The sequence below is a fragment of the Saccharopolyspora rectivirgula DSM 43747 genome, from assembly GCF_000497205.1.
Taxonomy (GTDB): domain Bacteria; phylum Actinomycetota; class Actinomycetes; order Mycobacteriales; family Pseudonocardiaceae; genus Saccharopolyspora; species Saccharopolyspora rectivirgula.
Window position 1 is genome coordinate 25631 of record NZ_AYJW01000036.1, and the last position, 13881, is coordinate 39511.

Consider the following 13881-nt stretch of genomic DNA (forward strand, 5'->3'; position numbering starts at 1 on the left):
GGTCTCCGATCACCGGATCAGCGGACGAGGATGGCGCGGCCGCCGGGAATGCGCCCGGCGTCCAGGTCGGCGAGCGCGTCCAGCGCGTTGTCCAAGGGGTAGGTGCGGGTGCGCAGCGAGACCTTCCCCTGCGCGGTGAGCGTCATCAGCTCGGCCAGCTCGTTGTAGGAGCCGACGAGGTTGCCGATGACGTTGATCTCCCGGGAGATGATGTCGATGGTGGGCACGTCGACCCGGCCGCCGTACCCGATGACGAAGTAGGAGCCGGCGTCCCGGGTCATGGCGACCCCGTCGTCGGGGGTGCCGGCCTCCCCGACGAAGTCGAGCACCACGTGCGCGCCCTTGCCGCCGGTCAGCTCCAGCACCGCGGACACCTGGCCGCCGTCGGCCCGCACGGTGTGGTGGGCCCCGAGCTGCTCGGCCGCCTCGAGCGCCTCCGGCGAGGTGTCCACCACGGTGATCTCGGCGGGGGTGAGCGCGAGCAGGGACTGCAGGCCGATGTGCCCGAGCCCGCCGGCCCCGATCAGCACGACGTGGGTGCCGGGGTGCAGCAGCGGGGCCGCTTTGCGGACCGCGTGGTACGCGGTGAGGCCGGCGTCGGCGAGGGCCGCCACGTCGGCCGGCCGCAGGTTCGGGTCCAGCTTCACCACCGAGCGCGCGTTGGTCAGCAGCAGCTCGGCCATCCCGCCGTCGCTGTCCAGGCCCGGGAACCGGGAGTTCTCGCAGTGCACGTCGTCGCCGCTGCGGCAGGCCCGGCACAGGCCGCAGGTGACCAGCGGGTGGAGGATGACCTTGTCACCGGGGCGGACGTGCTGCACGGCGCTGCCGGTTTCGCGGACCGTGCCGGCGTTCTCGTGGCCGATGGTGTACGGGAGGGCGACCCCGCTCTTGTCCGCCCACTGCCCCTCGATGATGTGCAGGTCGGTGCGGCAGACTCCGGCCGCTTCGATCTCCACCAGCACGTCCAGGGGGTCCCGCACCACCGGGTCGGGGACCGATTCCAACACCGGTTTTTCTCCGTAGCCGTGGACTCGCACCGCTTTCACACCGGACTCCTCTCCACTGGCATGTGGTTGGAGTCACATCATGGGTCGGCGTGCGGCAGGCCACAAAAGGGTGTTGTCGCATGCTGATAACGGCCCCCGTCCACGGCCTTGTTGTCACCCGTTCGGGTGGGACTGAGCGGTGCGCCGGGGAAAATCGCCGACCCGGACACCGCTGACTGGTAAGCCGGGAGCCGGCCACCTCGCGCCCGGCGCAGCGGCCGACCCGGTCAGCTGGCCAACCGGGTTCGACGAGGATTCATCTCAACGAAATATCAGCTCGCTGACATTTAACGCGCGAGTAGCAACGGTCTGGGCATGATGGGGGGTTTTGCCCGAGTGGCGCTCGCCACCGTGCGAAATTGCACAAAGTAGGAGCGTTTTCCAGCCAAAGCATGCAGGATTCCGTCGGCCAGGTGCCTCTTCACTTGGGCAGAGTGCACCGGGCTGGTCAGTGAACAACCACAACCCCACCGGGAAGGCGCGTTCCGGTGGGACCGGTCTGCCCACCGGGCAGCGCCGGACGAGCTCTGCGGGGAGGGCTCAGCACGGCCCGCCCAGGCGGGCCCGAGCGCAGCTTCGAGACGAACGGGAGGCGAAGCGGTGAAGACCACCCCTGACGCGGAGACCCCTATATTCCGGGAACTGCACGAAGAGCTCGGTGAGCTTCCCGAGATCGACATCCACGACTTCGACAAGCACGCCTTCGACTTCCTGCGGGAGTACGACGAGCAGAAGAGCAGCGGCGACCAGGTCGTCGGCCCCGACAGCCGGCACTCGGCCGGCCGCCGCCGCAAGGAGTCCTGAGCTCCACCCGAAAACCGTCGGCGCCCCGTGCCACCATGTGAGCATGGCCACTTGGCAGCAGTTCGCCGAGGAAGCACCCGAACTGGCCGAAACCGCGCGGAACCGGTTCACCGAACACCGCCACCACGTGCTGGCCACGGTGCGCAAGAACGGGGCGCCGCGGGTCAGCGGCACCGAGGTCTTCTGGTACGGCCCCGACCTGGCGGTCGGCTCGATGCCGAAGGCCCGGAAAGCCCTGGACCTGCTGCGGGACGGCAGGTTCGCGCTGCACTGCAACCCGGGTGGCGAGACGATGACCGAGCCCGACGTGAAGATCTCCGGGCACGCCGAAGAAGTCCTCGGCAAGCCGCGCGAGGAGTGGCTGCGGGAAGCGCAACCACCGGGCGGCGACGGCCACCTGTTCCGGCTCGAGCTGAACGAAGTGGTCGCCACCGCGGTGGCCGAGGACCAGAGCCACCTGGTCATCAGGCTTTGGCGGCCCCACATGGGGATCGCCACGTTCCACCGGTACTGATCGAGGCGGGCCCGGTGCTCGTCCGGGCCCGCCGACCGGTCAGTACGTGATCGCCATGCTGGGATCGGCGAACAGCGCCCCGACATCGGCCAGGAACTGCGAGCCCTGCTGGCCGTCCACGATCCGGTGGTCGAAGCTCAACGCCAGCTGGCACACCTTCCGCGGCACCACCTGGCCGTCCACCACCCACGGCATGTCGCGGATCGCGCCGAGCGCGAGGATCGCCGACTCGCCCGGGTTGAGGATCGGGGTGCCGGTGTCCACCCCGAAGACGCCGACGTTGGTGATCGTGATGGTGCCGTCCACCATGTCCCCCGGAGGGGTCTTGCCCTCCCGCGCGGTGGTGGTCAGCTCCTCCAACGCCACCGCCAGCTCCCGCAGGGAGAGCTGGTCGGCGTCCCGGACCTTCGGCACCACCAGCCCGCGCGGCGTCGCGGCCGCGATGCCCAGGTGCACGTAGTCCTTGTAGACGATCTCGCCCGCCTGCTCGTCCCAGGTGGCGTTCACGTCCGGGGTGCGGCGCACCGCCAGGCACACCGCTTTCGCGGCGAACGCCAGCGGCGTCAACTTGACCCCCGCGAAGTCGGGGTGGTTCTTCAACCGCTCCCGGAACTCCATCATCGGGGTGACGTCCACGGTCAGGAACTCGGTGACGTGCGGCGCGGTGAACGCGCTCCGCACCATCGCCTCCGCCGTGGCCTTGCGGACGCCCTTGACCGGCACTCGGCGTTCGGACCGGCCCGCGGGCGCGGCCGCGGACGTCTTCCCGCTGGCGGCGGCTTCGACGTCTTCCCGGGTGATCACCCCGCTGGCACCGGAGCCGGTGATCGAGCGCAGGTCCACCCCGAGCGTCTTGGCCAGCTTGCGCACCGGCGGTTTGGCCAGCGGCACGTAGCCGCCCTGGCGCGCTCCGTTGCGCGGCTCGGCCTGGGAGGGCGGTTCGGCCGCGGGCGGCGCGGAAGCCGTCGCAGCCGGCGCGGTCGGCGGTCCCGCGGCGGCCGGTGCGTTGCGCCGGCGCCGCCGCTTCGTGCTGGACGCCCGCGGGCCGTAGCCGACCAGGGTGGCGACCTTCTCCTCCTGCTGGGTGCTCTCCGCGGCGGGGGCGGCGCCCTGTTCGACGACCTCCACCTCACCGGCCACGTCGATCGCGACGATCGGGGTGCCCACCTCGACGGTCTGCCCCGGTTCGGCGAGCAGTTCCCGCACGGTGCCCGCCCACGGGCAGGGGAGTTCCACCGCCGCCTTGGCGGTCTCGATCTCCACGATGACCTGGTTGACCTCGACCTGGTCGCCCGGTTGGACCCGCCAGTTGAGGATCTCCGCTTCGGTCAGCCCCTCGCCGACATCGGGCAGGGGGAAGTGCTGCAGGTTGGCCATCTTGCTGCTGTTCTCCCCTCAGTACGCCAGCGAACGGTCGACTGCGTCCAGCACCCGGTCCAGGTCCGGCAAGTAGTCGTCCTCCAACTTGCTCGGCGGGTACGGGGTGTCGAAGCCGGTCACCCGCAGCACCGGGGCCTCCAGGGAGTAGAAGCACTCCTGCTGCACCCGGGTGGCCACCTCGGAGGTGATGGAGGACTCCGCCGGGGCCTCGCTGACCAGCACCAACCGCCCGGTCCGGCGCACCGACTCGAACACCGGCTCCAGGTGCAGCGGGGACAGGGTCCGCAGGTCGATCACCTCGAGGTCGAGGTCGTCCTCGGTGGCCGCTTCGGCCGCGTCCAGGCAGGTGCGCACCATCGGCCCGTAGGTGGCGATGGTGGCCGTGGTCCCCGCGCGCACCACCCGGGAGCTGAACAGCGGTGGCGGGGAAGCGGCCGGGTCCAGCGGGGCCTTCTCGTAGTAGCGCCGCTTGGGCTCGAAGAACAGCACCGGATCGTCGCAGGCGATGGCCTGCTGCAGCATCCAGTAGGCGTCGACCGGGTTGGAGCAGGACACCACCTTCAACCCGCCGACGTGCGCGAACAGCGATTCCGGGGACTCCGAGTGGTGCTCCACCGCACCGATGCCCCCGCCGAACGGGACCCGCACCACCACCGGCACCTTCACCTTGCCCTGGCTGCGGTAGTGCAGCTTGGCCAACTGGGAGACGATCTGGTCGAAACCGGGGAAGATGAACCCGTCGAACTGGATCTCGCACACCGGTCGGTAGCCGCGGAGCGCCAGCCCGATCGCGGTGCCGATGATCCCGGACTCGGCCAGCGGGGTGTCCAGCACCCGGTGCTCGCCGAAGTCCTTCTGCAAGCCGTCGGTGATCCGGAAGACGCCGCCGAGCTTGCCGACGTCCTCGCCCATCACCAGGACTTTCGGGTCGCGTTCCATCGCGGCCCGCAGCGCCAGGTTGAGGGCTTTGGCGATGGTGACGGTCTGGGTGGCCCCGGCCTTCGTGGTCGGGTGTTCCAGGGTGGGCGCGGCCATCAACGAACACCTCCCGCCATTGCGTCGTCGGCGAACCCGGCGAGGTAGCGCAGGTACTCCTCGCGCTGCTGGGCCAGCTGCGGTGTTTCCTCGGCGTAGACCTCGGAGAAGATCCGCTCGGGAGGCGGAGTCGGCATGTTGAAGCAGAAGTCGCGGAACCGCGCGGCCAGCTCGTCGGACTCCGCGGAGACCTCGTCGAAGAAGTCCTGGTCGGCGATCTCCTCGCGCACCAGGTGCACGCGCAGCCGCTCGATGGGGTCCTTCAGCTTCCAGGCCTCCATCTCGTCGGAGAGCCGGTAGCGGGTGGGGTCGTCGGAGGTGGTGTGGGCGTCCATCCGGTAGGTGAACGCCTCCACGAGCACCGGCCCGTTGCCCTGCCGGCACTCGTCCAGGGCCCACTTGGCGACCGCGAGGCTGGCCAGCACGTCGTTGCCGTCCACCCGGATGCCGGGGAAGCCGTACCCGGCGGCGCGCTGGTAGAGCGGGACCCGGGTCTGGCGCTCCAGCGGTTCGGAGATCGCCCACTGGTTGTTCTGGCAGAAGAACACCACGGGCGCGTCGTAGACGGCCGACCACACCATCCCTTCGTGCACGTCGCCCTGGCTGGTGGCCCCGTCACCGAAGAACACCATGGTGGCCTCACCGTCGGGGTCGCCGACCTTGCCGTCGAACTTCTGCCCCATGGCGTAGCCGGTGGCGTTCAGGCACTGGTTGCCGATGACGATCGTGTAGGTGTGGAAGCCGGTCTCCTTCGGGTCCCAGCTGCCGTGGTCGGTGCCGCGGAAGATGCCGAGCAGTTCGGTGGGGTCGATGCCCCGGCACCACGCCACCCCGTGCTCCCGGTAGCTGGGGAAGGCCATGTCCTGGGGTTTGAGCGCGCGGCCCGCCCCGATCTGGGCGGCCTCCTGGCCCAGCAGGGGGACCCAGATGCCGAGCTGGCCTTGGCGCTGCAGGGCGTTGCCCTCCCGGTCGAACCGGCGGACCAGCACCATGTCCCGGTACAGGCCGCGAAGCGCCTCGTCGCTGAGCTCTATGTCGAAATCGGGGTGCTCGACCCGCTCTCCTTCGGGGGTGAGGAGCTGAACGAGGTCAGCTCCGCCTTCACTGGTAGCCCGCAATCCGGCGATCACCTGCTCCCTGCTGGGTCGTGCTGCGGTAGCGGCAGGGGGCCCGGTCACTTCGCCGGTTTCGGTTAGTGCTCCCGGTCGCGTCCATCGTTCGGGGGACATGTGGATCTCCTCGTGTCACCGTCGGCTCACACCGCTTGTGGTGGTGTGCCCGACTGCTCCGTCCAGGTGGCGTTCACGGCTGTGCTGCCGCTGGGCCGCCTGACCGGAGCGGTTGGACCGCTCCCCGTCATCCTGACACGAAACCGCCAAAAGCAGTGAGCCCTGCCACAGGGATTCGATTCAGCCGGACGGCCGCCCGGCCTCGCAGGCCATTCACGTTAATTCCCCACCAGAACGGGAAAAATCGCAGGTCATCGAAGTAATGGAGATCCGATTGACGAGTCCGGGAAGGTCGTAACCCCAACACTTCGCACACCGACCAACGGCGGGGAAACTCGCCACCCGCCGCCCTCGGCGGGCCGGCCCCGAGGCCCGCAACCCCACCCGCCATGGCCAAGACCGCGGCAGGACGGGCATACTGCACCAGGTGACCGGCATCACCCTTCCGGAAGAATTCGTCCTGCTGCTGCACAAGGACAACGGCAGCTACTACGCCACCGCCGACCGCACCGGCGCCGCCGAATTGGCCGAGCTCGCCCGCCAGCACCGCATCGCGATCGACGGCAAGAACATCGAGCTCACCAACTCCGAGCCGAGCGAAGTGCCCTGGATCGCCGAAGCCGTCGAACTGCTCGCCCAACGCCAGCAGAAGACCGGTGGACCGGTCGCCGTCTCCTGGTTCCTCGAACGCCGCAAAACCCGCGACCAGCACGCCGAGTCCCTCGTGCGGCGCGGGCTGATGCGCCACGAGCAGCGCGAATTCCTCGGGCTGTTCCGCAGCAACCGCTACTACCCCGACCACAACGCACGCCAAGCGCTGATCGGCGAGCTGCGCGCGGTCGCCTCCGGTCAGCAGCCCCTCGACAACCGGCTGGCCCTGCTCGCCGCCCTGGTGCACACCAGCGGGCTCTCCTGGGCGCTCAAGTTCAGCTCGGCGGAGCGCAAACGGCTCAAGAAGATCAGCGCCGGGGAGGAACTGGGCAACGCGGTGGAGGCGGCCGTGGCCGACCTCAACGCGGTGCTGACCACCACCGTGATCATCTCCGCCACCGCCGCCGGTTCGGAGTAACCCGCGCAACGGGCTCCCCGCCCCGCCGCAGCAGGCATAGGATCGCGGCGTGGATCGAGCAGCCGTGACGAAAACCGTGCAACAGATCTGGGACGAATCCGTCCTGCCCAGCCTGTCCGAGCTGGTGGAGATACCAGCGGTGTCCCCCGCGTACGACGCGGACTGGGAGGCCAACGGGCACCTCGACGCCGCCGTCGACCACGTGCGGCAGTGGGTCACGGCACGCGGCATCCCGGGCGCCGAAGCGGAAGTGGTTCGGCTCGACGGCCGCTCCCCCCTGCTGCTGATCGACATCCCGCCCGCCGAAGGCGCCTCGGAAGAGACCGTGCTGCTGTACGGGCACCTGGACAAGCAGCCCCCGCTCCACGGCTGGTCCGAAGGACTCGGCCCGTGGACACCGGTGGTGCGCAACGGCCGGCTGTACGGCCGCGGCTCCGTGGACGACGGGTACTCCGGGTACGCCGCCATCTCCGCCGTCGAAGCCGCTCGCCAGCACGGCGGCCGGCACGCCCGCTGCGTCGTCCTGCTGGAGACCGGCGAGGAATCCGGCAGCCCCGACCTCCCGGCGTACCTGGAGCACCTGTCCGACCGGCTCGGCGACGTGACCCTGATCGTGTGCCTGGACTCCGGGGCCGGGGACTACGAGCGACTGTGGCTGACCACCTCGCTGCGCGGCGGGATGCAGCTGGAGGTGACCGTCCGGGTGCTGGAGTCCGGGCAGCACTCCGGCATGGCCAGTGGCATCCTGCCCAGTTCGTTCCGGATCATGCGACAACTGCTGGACCGGATCGAGGACCCGCGGACCGGGGAAATCCTGGTCCCCGAGCTGAACGTGCCCATCCCGAACAACCGGGTCGAGCAGACCCGCGCGGCGCTCGAAGCCGTCCCCGGCCTGGTGCGGAACTCGGTCCCGCTGCTGGACGGGATGCAGCCGCTCAGCGAGGACGAGGTCGAACTGGCCCTGAACAACACCTGGCGACCGACCCTGTCGGTGATCGGCGCCGACGGGATGCCCGCTCCTTCGGACGCCGGCAACGTGCTGCGCCCCTACACCACGCTGATGCTCAGCTTCCGGCTGCCGCCGACCGCTGACCCGCAGGCCGCGATGGAAGCGGTCAAGCAGCGGCTGTCCACCGACGTGCCCTACGGGGCCCAGGTGAGCTTCGGGCACTCCGACACCGGAATGGGCTGGAACGCTCCCGATCTGCAGCCGTGGCTGCACGAAGCGCTGGACCAGGCCAGCGCGGACATCTTCGGGACCCGGTGGCAGACCATGGGGGTCGGCGGATCCATCCCCCTCATGGGGCTGCTGCACAACGCCTACCCCGACGCCCAGTTCGTGGTGACCGGAGCGCTGGGCCCGGACAGCAACGCCCACGTGCCCGACGAATCACTGCACCTGGGGTTCGCCGCCAAGCTCAGCGCGGCGATCGCCTACCTGCTCGACGCGCACGCCCGCAGGTGACCGTCGAGCACCGCGCTCGTGGCGGCGTCCGGTGCGCCGGGCGCCGTCCGCGGCGGCCCGCTCAGCGCCTGGGGATCAAGAACCACAGCGCGAGGTAGAACACCACCTGCGGTCCGGGCAACAAGCAGGAGAGCAGGAACAGCACCCGGACCGTGCTGGGCTTCATGCCGAACCGGTCGGCCAGCCCAGCGCAAACGCCGGCGATCATGGCCCGGTCCTGGGGGCGGGAGAGGGGGGTTCGCTGTGTCGTCATGCCCCCATGCTTCCTGAAAACGACCGGCAGCACGTCCGGAAGTCCCCTGAGATCTCCCTGAGCGGTCCTCTGGCGCTGGGCTGGCCACCGCTGGTCGTCAGCAGCGCACCTCGTACACCCGTTCCGCCAGCACCTGGTCCCCGGAAACCACGCGGACGTGGGTCCGCTTGGACGGCAGGGCGAAGGAGCCCCGCACGACGCCCCTGCCGCCGACGGCGCCGGTGGCCCTGGTCTCGCCGTTCACGTCGATCCGGAACGGGGTGGGGTTGCCCGCCGCCTCCTTCCCGCGCAATTCGTACGACACCGTGGGCCTGGACGCTGCCTCCGCCACGTCCTTCGACGCCCCGAACTGCTCCAGCGCGTCCTCGGCGGCCGGGGAAGCGCACTTCGGTTCGCCGAGCACCACGTCGACCGGGGCCTGCGCTGCCGCGGCCGACAGCGCGGTGAGGGGAAGGGCGGCGAACGCGGTCACGACCAGGGGCACGATGCGACGCCCGATCATGGAAAACCAACCTCCAGAAGCTCGGGGTCCCCGGTTGGTCCCTCCAACCGGATCACCTCGAAGCTATTGGCTCGCGCGATCTTCCGGAGGTTTCGTGCGACCAACGAGTTAACCCCGGTAGGGCGAAATGATCGGGCCGGCCGTCGAGCGGCCCGTCGCAGGGGTCGGCTTCCGCCGTCCGCCACCGGCCCGGCAACGCGTTCACCTGGCGGACCTTGTCCGTCGCCGGGTGCAGGATCTCCCGGACGACCAGCACGCACAGGGCCACCACCAGGGCGTCCCGGACCACCACGGCCCCCAGGAACCAGCCCTCCGGCAACCCCTTGTTGCCGGTGCCGAGGTAGTAGTACATGCGCGGGGCCCACACCGCGGCGTCCGCGACCATCCAGGTCAGCAGCAACCGCCAGCGCGGAATCGCCAGCACCGCCAACGGCACCAGCCACAGCGAGTACTGCGGGCTCCACACCTTGTTGGTGAGCAGGAACGCGGCCACCACCAAGAAGCACAGCTGGGCCAGCCGCGGCCGGGTCGGGGCGGCCAACCCCAGCCAACCGATGGCCAGGCAGGCGACGAGGAACAGCACCAGGCTGACCGCGTTGAGCACCACCGGCACCTGCCCGAACTCCAGCGGACCGTCGAAGCCCTCCCAGCCGGTGAAGTACATCAGCACGTTGTACAGCGAATCCGGGTCCGCCGGGCGATCGGTGTTCAGCCGGAAGAACTCCGCCCAGCCGGCCGGGAACAGCAGCATGATCGGCAGGTTCACCGCCAGCCAGGTCCCCGCGGCGGCCCCCAGGGTGCGCAAACCGGCGCCCAACCGCCCGGCCCGCAAGCACAGCACCAGCAGCGGGCCGAGGAAGAACAGCGGGTAGAGCTTGGCCGCCCCGCCCAAGCCGAGCAGCACCCCGGCCAGCACCGGTCGCCGTCGCGCCCAAGCCAGCAGCCCGGTGGTGGCGAACACCGTGGCCAGCGCGTCCCAGTTGGTGAAGGCGTGCACGAAGACCAGCGGGGAGGCCGCTGCGATGGCGGCGTCCCACTCCCGGCGCCGGCACAGCAGCAGCACCGCCCAGATCGTGGTCAGCCAGGCCACCGCGAGCCAGAACGCGCTCATGTTGAAGTACACCACCACGGTCAGCGCCATGGGCAGCCAACCGAAGGACGCCAGCGTCACCCAGCCGTCCGCGGCGCGCGCGTTGATCCACTGGAACAGCCCGGTGAGCACCGGGTACTCCATGTACCGGACCTTCTCCTGCGGTGTGCCGGGGTTCTCCAGCCACGCCGTCTTATACGGGAAGGCGTCGTCCGGGGCGACATCACCCAGCCCGTAGCGCGGGATGATGTCGGTGTAGCACATCGCGGTGTACTGCTTGTAGTTCCGCCAGTCCAGCTGCGGCCCCTGGTCGGTCTCGTAGGTGACCTGGCAGGGAGCTTTGAACAGCCAGCCGGCCGCAAGCACGAGGACCGCGATCAGCAGCACAACCCGCAGCGGGGTCCAGAACCGCTGCCGCCCCACCTGGGCGTGCCGCCCGAGCCGACCGCCGAAGGGTCGGCTGAGCCGCTGCGCCAGCGGCTCCGTCCACGTCGGCGGCACCCGGTCAGCGGGCCCCAGTGATTCGCAGTCCACCGCCGCGCCGACGACCGATCGGTTCCCGGTGCTGGTTGGCTCGCTGGAGGTGGACACGTCCGGATGCTACTTGTAGCCGATCTACGACGAGGGGCACCCACTCGACAGCGGGTGCCCCTCGATCGACTAGTGGCCGTCAGTTCTCCCGTTGCCGTTCCCCGGTCAGCATCGGGTCCTCCTGGCCGTTGCCCCTGTTCGGCTGTTCAACTCCGGTGCACCCGAACAGACCGCACTGCGGGCGCTCCTGTTCCTCTTCTTCTTCCTCCTCGTCCTCGTCCCTCGACTCCGACGGATCGCTCGGCCGCGTGGAGCTCTCCGACGGCGGCATCGACGAGGACGGCGGCTGCGAGGACTCGGTTGACGGCGGCGGGGGCGGCACGTACTCGAACTGCCCGATCTTCTTGTGCAGATCGAACTTCTCGATCTTGAGGCCCTGGTGGTAGGCGTTCATGAACTCCTGCCACACCTTGCCGGGCAGCCCGGAACCGTAGACGATCTTCCCGCTGGCCTCCTTCAGCGGCACCGGCTTGCTGTCCTCCTCGGCCAGCATGGCCACCGCCGCCGACAGCTGCGGGGTCGCACCGATCATCCACGCGTTCTTGTTCATCTTCGTGTCGAAGTACTGGTGCGTACCGGTCTTGGCGGCCACCGGGCGGTTGCCGTCCAGGGTCAGCTTCGACCGGTCCACCACGCCCAGCAGCGCCTGCACCACGTTCTCGGCGATGTCCCGGCTCTCCTCCGGGTCGTCGGAGAACGCCGGCTCCGGCTGCGGGACGTGCACCATCGACTCTTCCCCGTTGGGGGCGGTGAGCTTCTCCACGAAGTGCGGCTTGATGCGCTTGCCGTCGTTGGCGAAGGCCGCGTAGGCACCCGCCATGTCGATCGGCCGCACCGGGTACATGCCCAGCGCGATACCGGCGTCCACGTTCCCGTTCGGGCTCTGCAGCGTCGGCGTGTCGCCGTACTTCTCCGGGATGCCCGCCTGGTGGGCGAGCTTGGCGACGTTGTGCGGCCCGAACTTCACCGCCATCTCGACGAAGACGGTGTTCACCGATTCGTTGAGGGCTTCCCGGATGCCGCAGTGCGTGGGCACCTCGCACGCGGAGCCGGGCGCGTTGTCGAAGACGGTGCCGGCGATCTCCCGCGGGGCGCTGCCGTCGTACACCTCGCCGATGCCGTACCCCGCCTTCAACCCGGTGGCCACCACGAACGGTTTGAACGAGGAGCCGGGCTCCTGCGGCTGGGCCGCGTAGTCGAGGTCACCGATCTGCTCGTTGCCCGCGTGGTAGGCGCGCACCCCGCCGGTGTTCGGGTCCACCGCGACCAGCGAGGTCTTGATGTTGTCCGGTTGGCCGGCCAACACGTCCTCCACCGCCTGCTCGGCGGCCTTCTGGGCGTCCGGGTCAATCGTGGTGGTGATGGTGTAGCCACCGCGGGACAAGGTGTCCTCCGACCAGCCCTGGGACTCCAGCTCGGCCAGCACCTGCCGGTAGATGGCGTCCTGGTTCGGGGACATCCGGCTGTCCTTGCGCCACTCGGTGCGCGGACGGGTGGTGGGCATCTCCAGCGACTGGCGCTCGGACGCAGACAGGTAGTTGTTCTCCACCATCTGGTCCATCACGTAGTTCCAGCGCTTCTCCGCCTGCTCGGGATCCGCCCGCGGGTCGTTGGCGTAGGGCCGCTGCACCACACCGGCCAGCACCGCGGCCTCCGCCGGGTCGAGCTCGCTGGGCTTCTTGCCGAAGTAGGCCTCCGACGCCGCGTAGATGCCCGTGGCGCCGCGCCCGTAGTAGGCGGTGTTCAGGTAGGCGGTGAGGATGTCCTCCTTGCTCTGCTCCTTGGTCATCTTGTACGACAGCACGATCTCCTTGACCTTGCGGACGTACGGGCTGTCGGTCTGGTTCAGCTCCAGGTGCAGCTTGATGAACTGCTGGGTGATCGTCGAACCACCACCGACACCGGAGCCGGTGACCAAGAAGTACACAGAGCGCAGGATGCCCATGACGTCGAAGCCCGGGTTCTCGTAGAACGAGGCGTCCTCGGCCGAGACGGTGGCGTTCTGCAGGTACTCGGACACCTCGTCCAAGTCCCGGATCATGGTGCGGCTGCCGCCCTCGGGGGCGATCTGCGCCATGGGCTCGCCGTTGGCGTAGTTGATGACGATCGTCTGTTCCTGGTTGATGATCTCCTCTTCGGTGGGCACCGGCCAGGTGAAGTAGCCGTAGAGGCACACGCCTATCGGCAGCAGGATCATCAAGCACGCCGCCACGTAGAACGTGCGGCGGATGCGGCGCCACATGGTGCGACGGCGCTGCTTGCGCTCGTCCACCTCGTCGTCGAAGTCGGCCGGGCCCTCGTGGGCGGCGAAAGCGGCCTCGTCCGCGCCGTGCTCGTCCTCCGGCTCGTTCGAGTACGGGTCGTCGTCGTAGGGGTCGTCGTCGCCGGCCGCGTAGTAGTCGTAGCTGCCGCTCTCCCCGCGCCCCGGCGCGCCGGGCCCACCAGGACCGGACGCAGCACCCTGCGCGGCCGCACCAGCGGCACCAGCAGCACCGGCCGCCGCGGCACCTCCCGCGGCAGCGGCACCGCGACCGCGCTCGGACTCCCGCGAGTCCGCCGGAACCGAGGGCAAGTGCTCGGTGGGGCGTTCGTCGTCAGTCGGCCGACCACCGGCCGGTGGCGGCCCGGGCCGCCGACCCGGGGGTGGGGAGATCTGCTGGGTGGGCTGCGGTCCCGGCGGGGGCCCCTGACGACCGTCCCCGGTCGGGGGTGGCGGCGGCGCCTGCATGTAGGAGGTGGGTAAGTCCCCTCCTCGTCGGCCGCCCTTGGCGTCCTCCAAGTCCTGGCCGCTCAGCCGCCGGGTCAGCGGCGACTCGTTCTCCGCGCCGGCGTTCGACGGGCGTTCGGGGCGCGCCGGCCCTCCGGCGCGCGGCGGCGCCGGCGGGGTGCGCTGCGCGTCGTCC

General features: G+C 69.8%; 12 protein-coding genes. 4 read left to right on the plus strand and 8 right to left on the minus strand.

Annotation, left to right across the window (positions count from 1 at the left end; genetic code table 11):
• Positions 1-17: 17 nt before the first annotated feature.
• Positions 18-1046 carry an NAD(P)-dependent alcohol dehydrogenase gene (locus tag SREC43747_RS0111650; protein WP_029721418.1) on the minus strand — a complete coding sequence of 343 codons (1029 nt, stop codon included), beginning with the start codon at positions 1044-1046 and terminating at the stop codon, positions 18-20.
• A gap of 600 nt (positions 1047-1646) precedes the next feature.
• Between SREC43747_RS0111650 and SREC43747_RS21540 the strand changes: the two genes are divergently transcribed.
• Positions 1647-1850 (plus strand): hypothetical protein, encoded by a 204-nt coding sequence (locus tag SREC43747_RS21540; RefSeq protein WP_037331835.1) that lies wholly within the window; start codon positions 1647-1649, stop codon positions 1848-1850.
• Positions 1851-1893: 43 nt separating this feature from the next.
• On the plus strand, positions 1894-2364 hold the full coding sequence (locus SREC43747_RS0111660; RefSeq protein WP_029721419.1) for a pyridoxamine 5'-phosphate oxidase family protein: 471 nt from the start codon (positions 1894-1896) through the stop codon (positions 2362-2364).
• A gap of 39 nt (positions 2365-2403) precedes the next feature.
• Here SREC43747_RS0111660 and SREC43747_RS0111665 read toward each other — a convergent pair whose 3' ends face one another.
• Genes SREC43747_RS0111665 through pdhA form a run of 3 tightly spaced genes read right to left on the minus strand, consistent with a single transcriptional unit; the run spans position 2404 to position 6008 of the window.
• The gene (locus SREC43747_RS0111665; protein WP_029721420.1) at positions 2404-3741 is read right to left on the minus strand and encodes a dihydrolipoamide acetyltransferase family protein; all 1338 of its coding nucleotides are present in this window, start codon (positions 3739-3741) and stop codon (positions 2404-2406) included.
• 18 nt (positions 3742-3759) lie between these two features.
• Complete coding sequence (locus SREC43747_RS0111670) at positions 3760-4779, minus strand: alpha-ketoacid dehydrogenase subunit beta (protein ID WP_029721421.1); 1020 nt, start codon at positions 4777-4779, stop codon at positions 3760-3762.
• The gene (gene pdhA / locus SREC43747_RS0111675; protein WP_081722546.1) at positions 4779-6008 is read right to left on the minus strand and encodes a pyruvate dehydrogenase (acetyl-transferring) E1 component subunit alpha; all 1230 of its coding nucleotides are present in this window, start codon (positions 6006-6008) and stop codon (positions 4779-4781) included. Before pdhA ends, SREC43747_RS0111670 begins: the two co-directional genes overlap by 1 nt.
• A 427-nt stretch (positions 6009-6435) precedes the next feature.
• Here pdhA and SREC43747_RS0111680 point away from each other — a divergent pair, with 427 nt between their 5' ends.
• Positions 6436-7077, plus strand: coding sequence for a GOLPH3/VPS74 family protein (locus SREC43747_RS0111680; RefSeq protein ID WP_029721423.1), 642 nt, complete (start codon positions 6436-6438; stop codon positions 7075-7077).
• Positions 7078-7126: 49 nt separating this feature from the next.
• Entirely contained in the window at positions 7127-8542 is a 1416-nt protein-coding gene (locus SREC43747_RS0111685) for a M20/M25/M40 family metallo-hydrolase (RefSeq protein ID WP_029721424.1), read from the plus strand.
• 61 nt (positions 8543-8603) lie between these two features.
• On the opposite strand, the gene SREC43747_RS19810 is transcribed toward SREC43747_RS0111685, so the two are convergent.
• The 4 genes from SREC43747_RS19810 to SREC43747_RS0111705 form a co-directional block, all read right to left on the minus strand.
• Positions 8604-8795 (minus strand): PspC domain-containing protein, encoded by a 192-nt coding sequence (locus SREC43747_RS19810; RefSeq protein ID WP_029721425.1) that lies wholly within the window; start codon positions 8793-8795, stop codon positions 8604-8606.
• 97 nt (positions 8796-8892) lie between these two features.
• Positions 8893-9297, minus strand: a complete 405-nt coding sequence (locus SREC43747_RS0111695) for a hypothetical protein (protein ID WP_029721426.1) — start codon at positions 9295-9297, stop codon at positions 8893-8895.
• 52 nt (positions 9298-9349) lie between these two features.
• The gene (locus SREC43747_RS0111700) at positions 9350-10978 is read right to left on the minus strand and encodes a glycosyltransferase family 87 protein (protein ID WP_051387968.1); all 1629 of its coding nucleotides are present in this window, start codon (positions 10976-10978) and stop codon (positions 9350-9352) included.
• Positions 10979-11057: 79 nt separating this feature from the next.
• Positions 11058-13881 (minus strand): transglycosylase domain-containing protein (locus SREC43747_RS0111705; RefSeq protein WP_152528400.1); only part of this gene is annotated, 2824 nt, incomplete at its 5' end.